Here is a 15,227-nt window from a genome sequence, read left to right on the forward strand (position 1 = left end):
GGCTTGAGTACCGGGCCTGTAGCGGATCCGACGCTTTCGGTCGCCGTAGGGCTGCGATAGCGTGGGGCCGTTCTCGGCCTCCCCCGCGCAGAGGGTGGCCGACGGGGATTTCTCGGGGAGAAGATGTATGTCCGGTGACAGTTTTACGGTCCATCCGCAAGCGGTCCAGGACTACGCCAAGGTGGTGCAGGCGCAAGCCGATGCCATGCGCAGGATCCATGGCAGTCTCGCCGCCGTCAACGTCTCAGCGGATTGGTTCGGGCATCTTCCCGAGTCGAGCAGTCTGCACAGCCAGTACGAGTCGCACGCGCAGGCCGAGAAGACCAATACCTCCCAGATGGCGGATTTCCTGGAGGCGATAGGGGAGAGCCTGGCCGACATCGCCAGGACCTATCAGGAAGTCGACCAGCACCACGCCACCGAGCTCAAGTCCCTGCACGTGCGGGAGGCCTGACGTGGCCTATGAATGGACCGGGGCGGCCGGCCTCAACCTTCCCGCCGCATTGCCGGAGATCCACAAGGAACACGAAGGCGGAATCGGCGGCCTGATCGACTCGGGCGTTCAGGCGGTCCTCGACCACACGCCGCTCCAGCACATGCTGGAGCAGGTCACCGGAAACGCGGACGCCCTCCACCAGGCCGGTCAGCAGTGGCTGGACCAGGCCCACGCCGCCGATCAGCTGGCGCAGCAGCTCCGGTCGGGGGCGAAGCCGCTGGACGCGAACTGGACGGGCGACGCGTCCGACAGGTTCAGCGGATTCATGGGCGATATCGTCGAGCAGGTCGAGTCCATGTCGCAGGACATGGCCCAGACGGCACAGATCCTGAACCAGGCCGGTCAGGAGTGCCAGATGGCCGAAGACGTGATCAAAATGATCATCCGCGAGCTCATCGAATGGGCCGCGATGACCTTGGCCGCGACGGCGGTCGCGGATCTCGTGACCTTCGGGCTGGCGACCATCGTCGGCACCATCGCCGAGGGAGCCGAGGTCGCCGCGTTCGTCGCCCGGGCCACCGAGGAGACCACGAAGCTCGGCCGGATACTCCGGGACCTCCTCAAGATGCTCAAGGAGATCGAGGAGGCGGGCAAGGAGGTCAAGTCGGCCGAGGGGCTGGCGAAGCTGAACAAGCTCTGGCGCGCGCGGAAGGCGATTCACTCCGCCATCCACGATTCGAAGCTCGGACTGCGCGCGGGCAGCGCGGCCAAGAAGGACGCCAAGGCTCTGGAAGAAGCCATGAAGGCGGGCAGCGACGCACGGGCCGCCCACATTCGGGGCCTTCAGGAGATGGAGCCGGCCGCGCGGCAGGCGCTGGGGCAGCTCTACGGAAAGACCGGCGGGAAGGTGGCCGCGCTTCTGGGGTTGCCCTCGGCGGGCAATATGTGGCCCGCTCTGGGGAGCGACATGTTCCACGGCGTGAAAGAGACCTTCACCCAGGACGGCGGTGTCCATATGGCCACCGACGCGGCGGGAGGGTCGACGCCCGCGCCGTATCAGCTGCCCTTCTCGGAACGTCTGCCCGCGGGCGCGGGGACTGGGGCGTCTCAGGGCAACCACGTGATTCTGTCGTATCTTGAGACCTTGAACAGCGTGAAGTCGGCCTGATGCCTGTGCCTGACGCCTGACGACGAAACGGAAAGTGCATGGCGACCGGAGCGGTTGAAGAGCGGCGGAAAGCCGCGGTCGAGTGGTTCTCCCAGTTGCTGGCCCCATGGTGGCAGTCGGGAGAGCAGCTCCAGGGCGTCGCCCCGGTCAATCTCCACACCCGGCTGGCGGCTCCTCCGAAGAAGGTGGTGGAGCGTCAGGTCGTGGTCGGCGGGACGCAGTCGGCCCCTTCCGGGAGGACCGCGCGCAGCGAGGGGCACTCGTGGTTGACGCCGGTGTTCTGGGTGCTCGGCATCATGGACCTCTTCAGCGGTGTGAACCCCTTCAACTCGAGCTCGCAGGGGAGTACCTGGGGGCAGCGAGGCGTGTGGCGGGGCGGCTGGTCCAGCGAGGCGGGCAAGTTCCGGCTGGCGGCCTGGGGTTTCTCCTCCGCGCGAGCCAATCCGCTCAGTCCGCACCTGCGTTTCGTGGTGACGGACCGCAGGGTGCTGGTGTTCCACGCGGGTACGGACTGGGACACCCTGCCGGAGCAGCCGGAGCAGCTGGTCGCGGAGTTCCCGCGGGGAATGCCGGATTCCCTGCGGACCCGGCAGCGCCGCATGGGGACGCGAGTCGATCTGGTCTTCGGCGACGGTTCCTGGATCTCCCTGGACCCCGATATCCAGTCGAACGAGAAGTACCTGTCGGCGCTGCTGAACGACGGATAGCGGGGCAGGCGACTGCCGACGTGCGACGGGTGACGACGGGGGCCACCTGCGACGGGCTCAGCCTCCGGTGACCGGCTGGGGTGACGCGGCGGTGTCGGCGGAGGCGGAAGCGGCGGCGGCCTCGGTGGTGGCGGCGACGGCGCCGGCCCGCTCGGCCTCCGGCGCCCAACCCGGCCCCCGGAAGAGGTGGTTGACCCAGATGCGGAAGGTGGCTCCGGCACCCTGGCCGCGGGCGGTCGCCGCGCGCAGGTCGCGGGCGATGTCGACGTACTCGTGGGTGGCGACGCGGAGCGGGTTGTAGGTGCGGATGTTCTTGGTCAGGCCGTAGACCGGACGGTCGGTCTCCAGGGTGAAGGTGCCGAACAGCCGGTCCCAGACGATCAGGATCCCGGCGAAGTTGCGGTCCAGGTAGCCGCCCTGCGAGGCGTGGTGGACGCGGTGGTGCGACGGTGTGTTGAGGACGAACTCCAGCGGCGCCGGCAACCGGCCGATGCGCTCGGTGTGGATCCAGAACTGGTACACCAGGTTCACCGAGGAGCAGAACGCGACCGCCGCCGGACTGACCCCGCACAGCACCATGGGGACGTAGAAGACCCCGAAGGTGAGGTCGGTCCACGGCTGCCGCAGCGCGGTGGACAGGTTGAAGGCCTGGCTGGAGTGGTGCACCACATGCTGCGCCCACAGGATCCGCACCCGGTGGGTCGAGCGGTGCGACCAGTAGTAGCAGAAGTCCTGCGCCAGCAGCATCAGCGGAACGGTCGTCCACCAGTGGACCGGCACCCGCAGCGGGGTCAGCTCGTAGAGGGCGGTGTAGATCGCCACCGCGGGCAGCTTCCACAGCAGGTTGGTGACCAGGCTGCCCAGCCCCATGGTGATGCTGGTGGCGCTGTCCTTGACGGTGTACCCCCGCTGGTCCTCGTCCGGGTGCAGCCGGAAGGACACGATCTCGACGACCGTCAGCAGGATGAACGCGGGGATCGACCAGGTGACCGCGTCCGGGAGGCTCGTGGTGGGCATGTCCGCTGATGCTACGGACGGTCGGCGCTGGTGGGGAGGGGTCGGAACAAGATTTTTACGCGCGAGTAAGTTATTTCGGGCCCGAGCGGCTACCGCGGTGACGGCCCCGACCGGGCCGCCAGGTACGCCGACAGCCGGCGCGGAAGCGCCCGCGAGGCGGCGACCGCGGCGGCGTAGCGCGCGTCCGGGACGGAGACCGGGCGGCCCCGCCGGAAGTCGCGCAGGGCCGCGTCGACCACCCGGTCGGCGTCCAGCCACAGCGACTCGGGGATCGCCGAGACGTCCATGTCCGCCCGCTCATGGAACTCGGTCCGGACCCAACCCGGGCACAGGGCCATGATGTTGACGCCTCGTCGGCTGCCGCCGGGGCGCCGGGCGCGCTCGGTGTGGGCGGCCGAGCGGGCGCTCTCGCTGAAGTTCACCACCCATGCCTTGGACGCGCTGTACGTCCCGCGCGGGTAGAACGCGGCCACCGAGCCGAGGTTGATCACCCCGCGGCCGCCGCCGCGTTCGATCATCCCGGGCAGCGCGGCCCGGGTGAGGCGGAGCACGGCCTCGCAGTGCACGCGGAGCATCGCCACCTCCTCCTCGACCGGGGTGTCGAGGAAGCCCTGCGGATGGCCGAAGCCGGCGTTGTTGACCAGGAGGTCGACGGGCGCGGCGGGGAGGTCGGCGCGGCCCTGGAGCCGCTGCTCGACGGCGGCGATCCCGGCCTCCGTGGACAGATCCGCGGCCAGCACCTCCGCCCCGGCCGCCCCGGCCGCGCCGGTCGCGCCGCCGCGTGGGAGGCTCGCGGCGAACTCCCGCAGTCGCTTCTCGTCCCGGGCGACCAGCACCACCCGGAAGCCGTCCGCGGCCAGCCGCCGGGCGAACGCCGCCCCGATCCCGGCGGTGGCGCCGGTGACCAGCGCGGTGGGCGGCCGGCCGGGCAGCGAAGCGCCGGCCGTGCCAGGCGCGGGCGCGCCCGTCATGCCCCCGCCCGTCACGCCCCGCCCGTCACGCCCCCGCCCGTCACGCCCCGCCTCCGCCCCTGCCGCCGCGTCGCGCGCGTCGCCCGCGTCCCGCTGCCGCGCGCGCAGCGCCCGCGCCAGCTCGTCGCGGGATTCGAGCACCAGCCGCCGCAGCGCCGGCGCCGCCTCGGCGTGCTCGGCCAGCCAGCGATCGGTCCGCTCCAGGGTGGCCGGCGAGATGATCCGGTACGGGAAGAGCCCCTCGACGATCCGCACGGCGATCTCGATCGACCGCTCGGACCAGACCGGCTCGATCACCTGGAAGTACCGCTCCACGTACGGTTCGAGGAGAGCGAGCCCGCCGCCGTGCCGGTCCCCGGTCGCGTCCCCGTCCCCGCTCGCGTCCCCGTCCCCGCTCCCGTCCCGGTCCCCGCCCTCGATCGGTAGCTGCTGGAAGCCGGCGACGGTGGCGTCCACCAGCGCGTTGGGCAGCTCGTCCGATTCGACGACCGCCTGCCAGGCCGCCTCCTTGGCGGCCGGCTCCGGCCGTGCCGCCACGCAGCGGGTGTACAGCCGCTTGCCGCTCGCCGTGTTGTCCCGCTTCAACTCGGCGTCCAGCTCCGGCATCCCGGCCCGGCCGGCGATCACCAGCGTCTCCCACAGCGCCCAGCGCGGCTCCTGGTCGATGTCCAGGCCCTCGATCGCGACGGTGCCGTCGAGGAGGCCGCGGGCGATCCGCAGCTGCTCCTCGCCCTCCGCCGTCCTGGAGAAGAACCGCGACCAGGCCAGCTGCCGGTCGCTGCCCGGCTCGGCGGCCCGCAACTCGCGCTCCGCGCAGCGGGCGAGCGCCTGCGCGGCCGCCGGGCGGTGGCTGTCGGCGACGTACTCCTGGAGCGCCGTCTCGGCGTTGCCGTGCAGCGACTGCAGCACGCCGATGTCGGTCTCCCGGCCGGCGAACCGGTCGACCAGCGCCAGGTACTGGGCGGCCGGCAGCAGCCCGTCCCGCACCAGGTTCCACATCGCCGACCAGGCCAGCGCCCGCGCCAGCGGATCGGCGATGTCGCCGAGGTGCTCGCGGACGGTCTCCAGCGAGCCCTCGTCGAAGCGGATCTTGCAGTACGTCAGGTCCCCGTCGTTGACCAGCACCAGCGCCGGGCGCCGCTCGCCGACCAGCTCCGGCACCTCCGTCACCGGCTCCGCGGCGACGTCCAGTTCGACCTGCTTGACCCGGGTCAGCCGGGAGCCCGCGAAGTCGTAGAAGCCGACCGCGATCCGGTGCGGCCGCAGCGTCGGGTGGTCCTCCGGGGCGTCCTGGAGGATCGCGAAGGCGGTGATCCTGCCCTCCCCGTCGGTCTCCAGGCGGGGGGTCAGCGAGTTGACCCCGGCCGTCTGCAGCCAGGCCCGCGACCACTCGGCCATCGCCTCGGCGCCCCGGCCCGAGGTCTCGACGAGGACGTCCAGCAGGTCCTGGAGCTGGGTGTTGCCGAAGGCGTGGCGCTTGAAATACCGCCGCGCGCCCTCGAAGAACTCCTCCCGCCCGGCGTACGCCACCAGCTGCTTGAGCACCGAGGCGCCCTTGGCGTAGGTGATCCCGTCGAAGTTGAGCTTGGCGTCCTCCAGGTCGCGGATGTCCGCCGTGATCGGGTGGGTGGTCGGCAGCTGGTCCTGCCGGTACGCCCAGGCCTTGCGGCGGTTGGCGAAGGTGACCCAGCCCGCCTTGAACGCGGTCGCCTCGACCAGCGACAGCGAGCCCATGTAGTCCGCGAAGGACTCCTTCAGCCACAGGTCGTCCCACCACTGCGGGGTGACCAGGTCGCCGAACCACATGTGGGCCATCTCGTGGAGGATCACGCAGGCCCGGCTCTCGTAGGCCGCCTCGGTCACCTTCGAGCGGTAGACGAACTCCTCGCGGAAGGTCACCAGGCCCGGGTTCTCCATCGCCCCGATGTTGTACTCCGGCACGAAGGCCTGGTCGTACTTGCCGAACGGGTACGGGTAGTCGAAGGCCTCGTGGAAGAAGTCCAGGCCCTGCTTGGTGACCTCGAAGATCCGGTCCGAGTCGAAGTACTTGGCCAGCGAGCGGCGGCACATCGCGCCCAGCGGGATCTCGATCCGGCGGCCGTCGTCCAGCGTCCGCGAGTAGTGGTCGCGGGCCACGTGGTACGGGCCGGCGGCGATCTCGGTGATGTAGGTGGAGATCCGCGGGGTGGGGCCGAACCGCCAGAGGAGGGCGGTGCCGTCCTCGGTGCGCTCCGGGTCGCCGCTGGCCGCCGAGTTGGAGAACACCTCCCAGTGCAGCGGGGCGGTGACCGAGAAGCTGAACGGGGCCTTCAGGTCGGGCTGTTCGAAGTTCGCGTACACCCGGCGGGCGTCGGCCGGCTCGTAGTGGGTGTAGAGGTAGGTCTCGCCGTCGACCGGGTCGGTGAACCGGTGGAGGCCCTGCCCGGTCCTGCTGTACGCGCAGTCCGCCTCGACCACCAGCTCGTTCTCGGCCTCCAGGCGGGGGAGGGCGATCCGCGAGCCGTCGAAGACCTTGGCCGGATCCAGCTCCTCGCCGTTCAGCCGCACCGAGCGGACGGCCGGGGCGAGGAGGTCGGCGAAGCTCGCCGCGCCCGGCTCGGCGCAGCGGAAGCGCAGCACGGTCCGCGAGGCGAACGTACCGGCCGAGCTGCCCTCCGCAGGACGGTTCGCCGAGGTCACATCGAGGTGCACCTCGTACGAGTCCACGCTGATGAGGCGGGCCCGCTCGCGGGCCTCGTCCCTGGTGAGGTTTGCTCCAGGCACGGCGTCGGCTCCTTGTGCTCCGTTGGACGTGTGGATCCTGTGGACCCGCTGCATCCTTTCACGGGCCCCTCTGCGCCGCCTGGGTGTACCCCTCGGGACCCGCCGCGTTCCCGCCGGGAATCCCCGCGCGGCGAGCGGCGTTGCCGCTGGAGGAGGCGCCGGGGGCCGCCCGCACCAGCGTCGGCACGCCCCGCACCGAACCGGTTCACCCCTGAGGAGTGACATGACCGACACCACCCAGCCGAAGGTCGCCGACTTCTGGTTCGACCCGCTCTGCCCCTGGGCCTGGATGACGTCCCGCTGGATGCTCGAGGTGGAGAAGGTCCGCCCGGTGAAGGTCCGCTGGCACGTGATGAGCCTGGCGGTGCTCAACGAGGGCCGCGACCTGCCCGAGCAGTACCAGCAGCTGATGAAGGAGGCCTGGGCCCCGGTCCGGGTCTGCATCGCCGCCGCGCAGCAGCACGGCGACGACGTCCTCGGCCCGCTGTACACGGCGCTCGGCACCCGCTTCCACAACCGCGACCTGGGCCGCTCGCCGGAGGTCATCGCGGACGCCCTGGAGGAGGCCGGCCTGCCGCGCGAGCTCGTCGAGGCGGGCGAGTCCGAAGCCTACGACGAGGCCCTCCGCGCCTCCCACAAGGAGGGGATCACCCTGGTCGGCGAGGAGGTCGGCACCCCGGTGATCGCGGTGGACGGCCCGGAGGGGCCGGACGGCCCGCGGGTCGCCTTCTTCGGCCCGGTGGTCACCCCGGCGCCGCGCGGCGAGGCGGCCGCGCAGCTGTGGGACGGCACCCTGATGGTGGCCTCCACCCCCGGCTTCTACGAGATCAAGCGCACCCGCACGGTGGGCCCGATCTTCGACTGAGCGGCCGAGGACCGAACGGGACGGGTCCCCCACGCCATGGAGGTGTGGGGGACCCGTTCGCTTGCGGGGCCGTCGGCCGCCCGCCGCCCGCCGCCCGCCGTCAGCCGTCAGCCGCCCGCCGTCAGGCCGCTGCCGCCGACCGCTTCCGCCGCCGCTGTGCTGCGACGCCGAGCAGCGCCAGCACCGCCGTCAGCCCGCCGGTGAAGTACAGCTGCGTCAGCGTGTCCTGATGGAGCGTCATCAGCGCCAGCACGGCCAGCACCGCGAGCAGCGCGACCCAGCTCAGCACCGGGAACAGCCACATCCGCAGCACCAGCCGCTCCGGCGCCTCGCGCTCCAGCCGCCGCCGCATCCGCAGCTGCGCCACCGCGATGAAGCCCCAGACCACCAGCACGGCCGCGCCGACCATGTTCATCAGCCAGGTGAAGACCGTGGTCGGCCAGAGCACCCCGGCGAGCACGGCCAGGAAGCCGAACCCGCAGGAGGCGATCACCGCGAGCCGCGGCACGCCCCCGCTGACCCTCGCCAGCGCCCGCGGCCCCTGCCCGCGCCGTACCAGCGAGTACGCCATCCGCGAGGAGCCGTAGATGTTGGCGTTCATCGCCGACAGCAGCGCGATCAGCACGACCACGTTCATGATCTGCCCGGCCGCCGGGATGTGGAGGTGGTCCAGCACCGCGACGTACGGGCCGTCGGTGGCGACCGCCGGGTCGTTCCACGGCACCAGGGTGACCACGACCAGCATCGAGCCGACGTAGAAGAGGGCGATCCGCCACATCGCGGTGCGGACCGCGCCGGTGACGTTGCGCACCGGGTCGTCCGACTCGGCGGAGGCGATGGTCACCGTCTCCAGGCCGCCGTAGGCGAAGGCGGTGGCCAGGATGCCGGAGATCAGGCCGCCGGCGCCGTGCGGCATGAACCCGCCGTCACCGGTCAGGTTGCTCGCCCCGGGGGCGGTGTCGATCACTCCGCAGATCGCCAGCACGCCGACCACCAGGAAGGCGACGATCGCCGCCACCTTGATCGCCGCGAACCAGAACTCGAACTCGCCGTAGTTCTTCACCGCGGTGCAGTTGGTCAGGCAGAAGAAGGCCATGAAGACCAGCACCCAGCCCCAGGCGGGGAGGAACGGCAGCCAGCCGTGGATGATCCCGCCGGCCGCGGTCGCCTCGGCGGCCACGCCCAGGGTCAGCATGGCCCAGTACATCCAGCCGGCGGTGAGCCCGGCCCAGGGCCCGATCTCCCGCTCGGCGTGCACCGAGAAGGAGCCGGTGGCCGGGTGGGCGGCGGACATCTCGCCGAGCATCCGCATCACCAGCATCACCAGCAGGCCGCTGAGCGCGAAGGCCACCACGATGGACGGCCCGGCCGAGGCGATGCCCGATCCGGAGCCCACGAAGAGGCCGGCGCCGATCACTCCGCCGAGGGCGATCATCGAGAGGTGGCGGCGCTTCAGGGACCGGGAGAGCTGGCCTTCGCCGGGGGTGCCGGTGCCGGTGCCGGGGCCGGTCGGCTCGGCGGAGGCCGGCTCGACGGCCGCGGCGGTCGATTCGGCCGCGCGGGTTGGGGACATCGGTTCTATCCAGACGTTCGGATATTGGGACACGGTGTTCAGTGTTCGGACATCCTGCGGTACTTGTACGGAGTGCGGCGGGCTCTGACCGCGATTCGGTCACCATCGACACGAAGAGTCGCCCCACGGCTACGGCGCCACGGGCGGCCGCCGGACGGGTGTGAAGCGGGGCACGTTCCCTGCGGTGTGCGACCCGTGGTCTGCTGTGAGACGGCACACGTCCGTCGCCGACCGAGGGAGAGGCCGCCACGAAGTCGACAAAGTTACCGCTGCCGATCTTGTCGATTACGGCCGCTGCACCCGAATCGTCCGTCCGCTAACTTGACGTAGGCCGTCACACGTTGACGGGCGTTCACACGAACCGCCCGCAGCGGCAGTACCGCCGGCAGCACCAGCAGTACGCCCACGCACCACAGCCGAAGAGCCGACCGGAGTGCCCATCATGAGCAGTACCACCGTGACCAGCAGCCCCTCCGCGATACGCCCCGGCGCCGTCCTCGCCGATCAGCTGCCCGCGGCCGGCAGCCGCGCCCGGGCGTTCGCCCGCGACGCCGCCCTGGTGGCCGGCGGAGCCGCGCTCACCGGCATCGCCGCGCAGATCTCGGTGCCGATCCCCGGCACCCCCGTGCCGGTCACCGGCCAGACCTTCGCCGTGCTGCTGGTCGGCGCGGCCCTCGGCGCCCGCCGCGGCTTCGCCTCGCTCGCCCTCTACGCGCTGCTCGGCATGGCCGGCCTGCCCTGGTTCGCCGGCGGCGGCTCCGGCGCCGCGTTCGCCAGCTTCGGCTACGTGCTGGCCTACCTGGCCGCCGCCCCGCTGGTCGGCGCGCTGGCCCGGCGCGGCGCCGACCGCACCCCGCTGCGCACCGCGGGCGCGATGGTCCTCGGCAGCCTGGCGATCTACGCGATCGGCGTGCCCTACCTGGCGATCGCCCTCCACGTGGGGCTCGGCAAGGCGCTGGCGCTGGGCATGGTGCCGTTCCTGATCGGCGACGCCATCAAGGTCGTCCTGGCCATGGGCCTGCTGCCGGCCGCCTGGAAGCTCGCCGCGCGCCGCTGAGCCCTCCGATCCGGCGCCGGCCGCCCCAAGTAAGCTGACCCCATGCGCGTGTACCTGGGATCCGACCACGCCGGATACGAACTCAAGCAGCACCTCGTCAAGTGGCTCGCCGGCAACGGCCATGAGCCGGTGGACTGCGGTCCGCACGTCTACGACGCGGAGGACGACTACCCGCCCTACGTGCTGCGTGCCGCCGAGCGGACCGCGGCCGACCCGGAGTCGCTCGGCGTCGTGATCGGCGGCTCGGGCAACGGCGAGGCGATCGCGGCCAACAAGGTCAAGGGGGTGCGCGCGGCCCTCGCCTGGAGCGAGGAGACCGCGACCCTCGGCCGCGAGCACAACAACGCCAACGTGGTCTCGGTCGGCGCCCGGATGCACAGCCTGGCCGAGGCCACCCGGTTCGTGGAGGTCTTCCTGGCCACCCCGTTCTCGGCGGCCGAGCGCCACCAGCGCCGGATCGACATGCTCACCGAGTACGAGACCACCGGGGAGCTTCCGCCGACGGAGTGAGCGGCGGCGGGACGCGCCCCCGTCTGGCTTCGCGACAGCCCGCGAAGGCCTGCGGGGGCGGCCGTCTCGCCTGCGCTCAGAATCCCCGCGGCAGCCAGGGCGCCACGTCCGTGGCGAACGCGCCCGAGGCCTCCGCCAGCGCGCCGGGCCGGAGTTCGGCGATCCGGCCGGCGCCGGCCTGCTGCGCCAGGCTTGTCGCGCCGAAGTACGCGGCGCCCAACTCCCTGGCCGTGAGCGCCAGATCCGGCTGGTCCGCGGTGCGCTCGCAGACCGCCCGGCCCTCGGCGTCCGCGCTGAGCCGCCAACGGCCCTCGTTCCAGGGGCAGAAGTCGTCGGCCACCTCGAGGACGACGTCCATCGGCCGGGTGTAGCGGCGGGCGGAGAGGGCGGCGCGCAGGTCCACCAGGCGGGCGTGCAGCGAATCGACCACGCCCGCGTCGCACCTCCGCGCATCGGTCACCAGCTCCAGCAGCGGGTCGTCGACCGGCAGGTTGGCGCAGACCACGGTGTCGGTGAGGTCGATCTCCAGCAGGTAGCGCCAGAGTTCGGCGTACGCCACCGGGTCGGCGGCCTGCACGTCCCGCACGTTCACGGTGCCCTTGGCGCCCTGCCACTCCCAGCCGGGCTTGACCGAGTACCGGGAGTACCCGCGCAGGCCGCCGCCGGCGTCCCCGGCGGCCTCCGGATCCTCGGCGAGGACGCACATCAGCGGGGAGCCGCCGCCTCGGTAGGACTCCGGGTCCAGCACCGCCTGCCGCTCCCAGCCGTCCGGGCGGGCCAGCCAGCCGGGCCGCCCGGGGCCCACCCTCCGGTACAGCTCCTCGCAGGCCGGGGCGGCCTCGGCGGCGTCGACCATCCGGAGCCGGGGGACCGGTCCATGCGGCAGGAACCCGCTCGGGTCCGACGGCGGGACGATCCGCACGCGGTGGCGGGGGATCGAGACCCGCATCTTGCGGGACGCCACGCCGAAGCCGAACCGGCCGTAGATCGCCGGCTCGGAGGCGGTGAGGACGGCCAGCGGCTCGTCGCGCTCCCGCGCGTCGTCCAGCAGTCGGCGCATCATCGCGCTCAGCACGCCCCGCCTGCGGTGGGTGCCGAGGACGCCCACCATGGTGATCCCGGCGGCCGGAACCTCCGCCCCGCCGGGGACGACCGCGCGGAAGGAGAACGCGCTTGACGCCGCGACAAGTTGTTTTGTCGGTTTACCGTCGTATACCGCGATGGAGCGGTCGAACTCGGTAAGGTCGTGCCAGAGCGCTCGCTCCTCGGGGGCCTCCGCCACCCCGCCGAAGGCGCGTTCCAGGACGCCGTACCAGGTGTTCCACTCGTCCGGCGCGAGGGTGCTCAGGTCGAGCGGGGTCGGCGACGGGACCGGTTTCAGGGGAGACGGCTGAGTATCCATATGACGTGCCTATCAGGAGCAGCGGCAGGCAGCGAGGAGATTTCCGCGCGGCGCGCGGGGGCGGGCCTGCCGGCATGAGCGGGACCACCGCCGGCTCCGTGCCGCCCGCCTCCTCCTCGCCGTCGTCAGGGGGGCCTGGGGGGTCTGAGCCCGCGCCCGTATCCGAGGCCGCGCCCGTACCCGAGGCCGCGCCCGTACCCGAGGCCGCGCCCGCGCCCGTATCCGAGGCCGGCCGTCCGCCCGAGCCCTCGCGTCCCTCCCGTCCCTCGCGCCCCTCCGGGCCGCCCCAGGACTCCGGTCTGGCGAGGATCCGCCGTGCGCTCTACCGCGCCCGCCGGCGGCTGCGCCGTACCGCGGTCGACTACTTCCGGGGCGACGCCTCCGACTGGATCGCCTTCGGCTCGCTGATCCTCCTCGTCCCGATCCTGATCGTGCTCTGCGTGCTGGCCACCCCGGTCTGGTTCCCGCCGTTCGCGCTCCTGCTGCCGGTGCTGGTCGGCGCGCTGCTGCTGCGTCCCGGCAGCCTCGTCCTCCTCTACGGCGCGGTCGCGGTCGCGCTGGCGCTGGAGGCGCGGCTCCTCGGACCGTGGGACGGCGGGCCCGGCCGGGTGACCCCGGGGACCGTCCTGGTCGTGCTGGCGATCGGCGCGCTCGGCATGCTGATCGCCCAGTTCCGCAACCGGGTCGGGGTGCCCTGGCGGCGCGGCGGATCGATGCTCTTCGACCTGCGCGAGCGGCTGCGGGTGCAGAGCCAGATCCCGGGCCTGCCGGACGGCTGGCACGCGGACATGGCGCTGCGCCCGGCCGGCGGGCAGTCCTTCTCCGGCGACTTCGTGGTGGCCGCCCGCACCGGTGACGGCCAGCGCTTCCTGGAGGTCGTCCTCGCCGACGTGTCCGGCAAGGGGATGGACGCCGGGTCCCGCGCGCTCCTCCTCTCCGGGGCCTTCGGCGGCCTCCTCGGCTCGCTGCCGCCGCACGACTTCCTGCCGGCGGCCAACGGCTACCTCCTCCGCCAGGACTGGGAGGAGGGCTTCGCCTCCGCCGCCCACCTCGTCCTCGACCTGGACACGGGCGAGTACGAGCTCCTCTCCGCCGGGCACCTGCCGGGGATGCACCGCCTTGCCGGCAACGGGAGTTGGCGGATGCGCGAGGCCGAGGGGCCGCTCCTCGGCATCTTCGAGTCGGCCAAGTTCGAGGGCGTACGCGGCCGGATGGGCAGCGGTGACGTCCTGATGCTCTGCACGGACGGGGTGGTGGAGGCGCCCGGCCGGGACTTCACCGAGGGGATGGACCGGCTGATGGGCGCCACCGACCGGATGGTCGGAACCCCCTTCCGCGGCGCGGCGACCCGGCTGATCGAGTCGGTCGCCCAGGGCGCCGACGACGACCGCGCCGTCCTGCTGATCTGGCGCGGCTGACAGTTTCCGCACACTCGGCCGACAGACATACGGCCGAAACCTCTGCCACCCGGCAGCAAATCGTCAACTTCGCCACATGACGGGTGGTCAAGTGCGGCGGAAACCCGTCAGAAGGGACAGTGTCATCGCGGAACGACTTTACGGGGCGCACCCCGCCGGACAAACTGTCAGCGGGCGGGGAACGGAGGGTGGCCCGGTCCTGTGAGCGTGCAACAGTCGCGAACGAGGAAGTGAATCCGGGTGGTCTTCTCGATCTCCGCCGTGCTGCTGCTCGGCATCATCCTGATCATCGTGATCCGCAACAAGAGCATCAAGCTGGGCTGGGCCCTGCTGGCCGCGCTCTTCGGCTTCTTCCTCGCCGAGACGTCCGCGGCGCCCCCGATCAAGTCCTTCCTCAACCAGATCGCGTCCACCCTCAACGGCCTGACGCACTGAGGGATTCGGCGGCGTCACCGCGTCCGTCCCGTCACCGCGTCCGTCCCGCCGCCGCGGCTCCCCGGCGCCGCGGCACCGGCTCACCCCCGGGACTCGAGCCACTCCTGCAACTCGACCGTGTTCCCCTCCGGATCGCGCAGGTAGCCCACCCGCATCCGCCCCCACACGGTCCGCGGGCCGTCGAGGACGATCCCCCCGCGCGCCCGTATCCCGGCCAACTCCGCATCCAGGTCGTCGGTCCGCAGCACCACCAGGGCCCGCCCCCGCCGGCCGTCCGCCGACCACCAGGCGGCGGACTCCATGAACTGCTCGGCCGCCTGCAGCGCCACCGCCGCCCCGGCGGTCCCGTTCCCCCGGGGAGTCAACTTGCCGTACGGCCCCACTTCGGCCTCCGGCCCGCTCTGTTGCGGCACGAACTCCAGCACATCGCGATACCACCGAAAGCACACCGCGAAGTCGTCAACGATCAACCGAACCTGCGTCAACTCCATGCCCACACAACCTACTCGGCACCACTGACGACTACCGATCCACACGCCATCCGCTCGCGGAAGGCGAGCCGAAACGGAACGGCACCGCCGCACCTCCTCGATGCGCGGCGGTGCCGTGGTCGGCGGCCGGGGCTCTCCCCACGCGGAGCCCCGACCGCAGTCCAGTCAGGCCTTGTCGGCCTCGCCGGCTTCCTTCGTCTCCTGGGTGACCCCGTTGTCGGGGGTCACCGTCTCCTGGGTCACGCCGTTCCGCGGTGCGGCGGTCTCCTGGGTGACCCCGTTCCGCGGTGCGGCGGTCTCCTGGGTGACCCCGTTCCTCGGCTTGGCGGTCTCCTGGGTCACGCCGTTCTCCGGCTTGACCGTGGCCGTCTCGTCCGCAGATGACATGGCGACTCCTTGAGGGAAACGTGCTGG

The 15,227-nt window shown here is 72.0% G+C and carries 14 protein-coding genes and 1 pseudogene; 8 read left to right on the plus strand and 7 right to left on the minus strand.

Annotated features, from left to right (window positions below):
* Positions 1-127 precede the first annotated feature (127 nt).
* Genes BS73_RS25680 through BS73_RS37690 form a run of 3 tightly spaced genes read left to right on the plus strand, consistent with a single transcriptional unit; the run spans position 128 to position 2,311 of the window.
* Positions 128-454, plus strand: coding sequence for a type VII secretion target (locus tag BS73_RS25680; RefSeq protein WP_037576354.1), 327 nt, complete (start codon positions 128-130; stop codon positions 452-454).
* Between the two features lies 1 nt (position 455).
* Positions 456-1,604, plus strand: coding sequence for a WXG100 family type VII secretion target (locus BS73_RS25685; RefSeq protein WP_037576356.1), 1,149 nt, complete (start codon positions 456-458; stop codon positions 1,602-1,604).
* 38 nt (positions 1,605-1,642) lie between these two features.
* Positions 1,643-2,311: a hypothetical protein gene (locus tag BS73_RS37690; protein ID WP_037576358.1), complete on the plus strand. Its 669-nt coding sequence runs from the start codon at positions 1,643-1,645 to the stop codon at positions 2,309-2,311.
* 57 nt (positions 2,312-2,368) lie between these two features.
* Here BS73_RS37690 and BS73_RS25695 read toward each other — a convergent pair whose 3' ends face one another.
* From BS73_RS25695 to pepN, 3 genes and pseudogenes are all read right to left on the minus strand, one after another.
* Positions 2,369-3,328: a sterol desaturase family protein gene (locus BS73_RS25695; RefSeq protein WP_037576359.1), complete on the minus strand. Its 960-nt coding sequence runs from the start codon at positions 3,326-3,328 to the stop codon at positions 2,369-2,371.
* An 89-nt stretch (positions 3,329-3,417) separates the two neighbouring features.
* The gene (locus BS73_RS39930; RefSeq protein WP_235215731.1) at positions 3,418-4,299 is read right to left on the minus strand and encodes an SDR family NAD(P)-dependent oxidoreductase; all 882 of its coding nucleotides are present in this window, start codon (positions 4,297-4,299) and stop codon (positions 3,418-3,420) included.
* Positions 4,300-4,356: 57 nt separating this feature from the next.
* Positions 4,357-7,062: pseudogene (gene pepN / locus BS73_RS25700) on the minus strand (aminopeptidase N); the annotation flags it as partial.
* 223 nt (positions 7,063-7,285) lie between these two features.
* Here pepN and BS73_RS25705 point away from each other — a divergent pair.
* Positions 7,286-7,927 carry a DsbA family oxidoreductase gene (locus BS73_RS25705; protein ID WP_037576367.1) on the plus strand — a complete coding sequence of 214 codons (642 nt, stop codon included), beginning with the start codon at positions 7,286-7,288 and terminating at the stop codon, positions 7,925-7,927.
* Between the two features lie 121 nt (positions 7,928-8,048).
* Here BS73_RS25705 and BS73_RS25710 read toward each other — a convergent pair whose 3' ends face one another.
* Positions 8,049-9,500, minus strand: coding sequence for an amino acid permease (locus BS73_RS25710; RefSeq protein ID WP_200886732.1), 1,452 nt, complete (start codon positions 9,498-9,500; stop codon positions 8,049-8,051).
* A gap of 442 nt (positions 9,501-9,942) precedes the next feature.
* Here BS73_RS25710 and BS73_RS25715 point away from each other — a divergent pair, with 442 nt between their 5' ends.
* On the plus strand, positions 9,943-10,557 hold the full coding sequence (locus BS73_RS25715) for a biotin transporter BioY (RefSeq protein ID WP_037576369.1): 615 nt from the start codon (positions 9,943-9,945) through the stop codon (positions 10,555-10,557).
* Positions 10,558-10,599: 42 nt separating this feature from the next.
* Positions 10,600-11,067: a ribose-5-phosphate isomerase gene (locus BS73_RS25720; RefSeq protein WP_037576371.1), complete on the plus strand. Its 468-nt coding sequence runs from the start codon at positions 10,600-10,602 to the stop codon at positions 11,065-11,067.
* 76 nt (positions 11,068-11,143) lie between these two features.
* On the opposite strand, the gene BS73_RS25725 is transcribed toward BS73_RS25720, so the two are convergent.
* Entirely contained in the window at positions 11,144-12,469 is a 1,326-nt protein-coding gene (locus BS73_RS25725; protein WP_051940580.1) for a GNAT family N-acetyltransferase, read from the minus strand.
* Between the two features lie 74 nt (positions 12,470-12,543).
* Between BS73_RS25725 and BS73_RS25730 the strand changes: the two genes are divergently transcribed.
* Together BS73_RS25730 and BS73_RS25735 are read left to right on the plus strand one after the other, a co-directional pair.
* Complete coding sequence (locus BS73_RS25730) at positions 12,544-13,887, plus strand: PP2C family protein-serine/threonine phosphatase (protein WP_084704357.1); 1,344 nt, start codon at positions 12,544-12,546, stop codon at positions 13,885-13,887.
* Positions 13,888-14,127: 240 nt separating this feature from the next.
* Positions 14,128-14,322, plus strand: a complete 195-nt coding sequence (locus tag BS73_RS25735; RefSeq protein ID WP_037576373.1) for a hypothetical protein — start codon at positions 14,128-14,130, stop codon at positions 14,320-14,322.
* 80 nt (positions 14,323-14,402) lie between these two features.
* On the opposite strand, the gene BS73_RS25740 is transcribed toward BS73_RS25735, so the two are convergent.
* Positions 14,403-14,813 carry a VOC family protein gene (locus tag BS73_RS25740; RefSeq protein WP_037581103.1) on the minus strand — a complete coding sequence of 137 codons (411 nt, stop codon included), beginning with the start codon at positions 14,811-14,813 and terminating at the stop codon, positions 14,403-14,405.
* Between the two features lie 165 nt (positions 14,814-14,978).
* Entirely contained in the window at positions 14,979-15,200 is a 222-nt protein-coding gene (locus BS73_RS25745; protein WP_037576376.1) for a hypothetical protein, read from the minus strand.
* Between the last annotated feature and the right edge of the window lie 27 nt (positions 15,201-15,227).

This window comes from Phaeacidiphilus oryzae TH49, from assembly GCF_000744815.1.
GTDB classification, from domain to species: Bacteria; Actinomycetota; Actinomycetes; order Streptomycetales; family Streptomycetaceae; genus Phaeacidiphilus; species Phaeacidiphilus oryzae.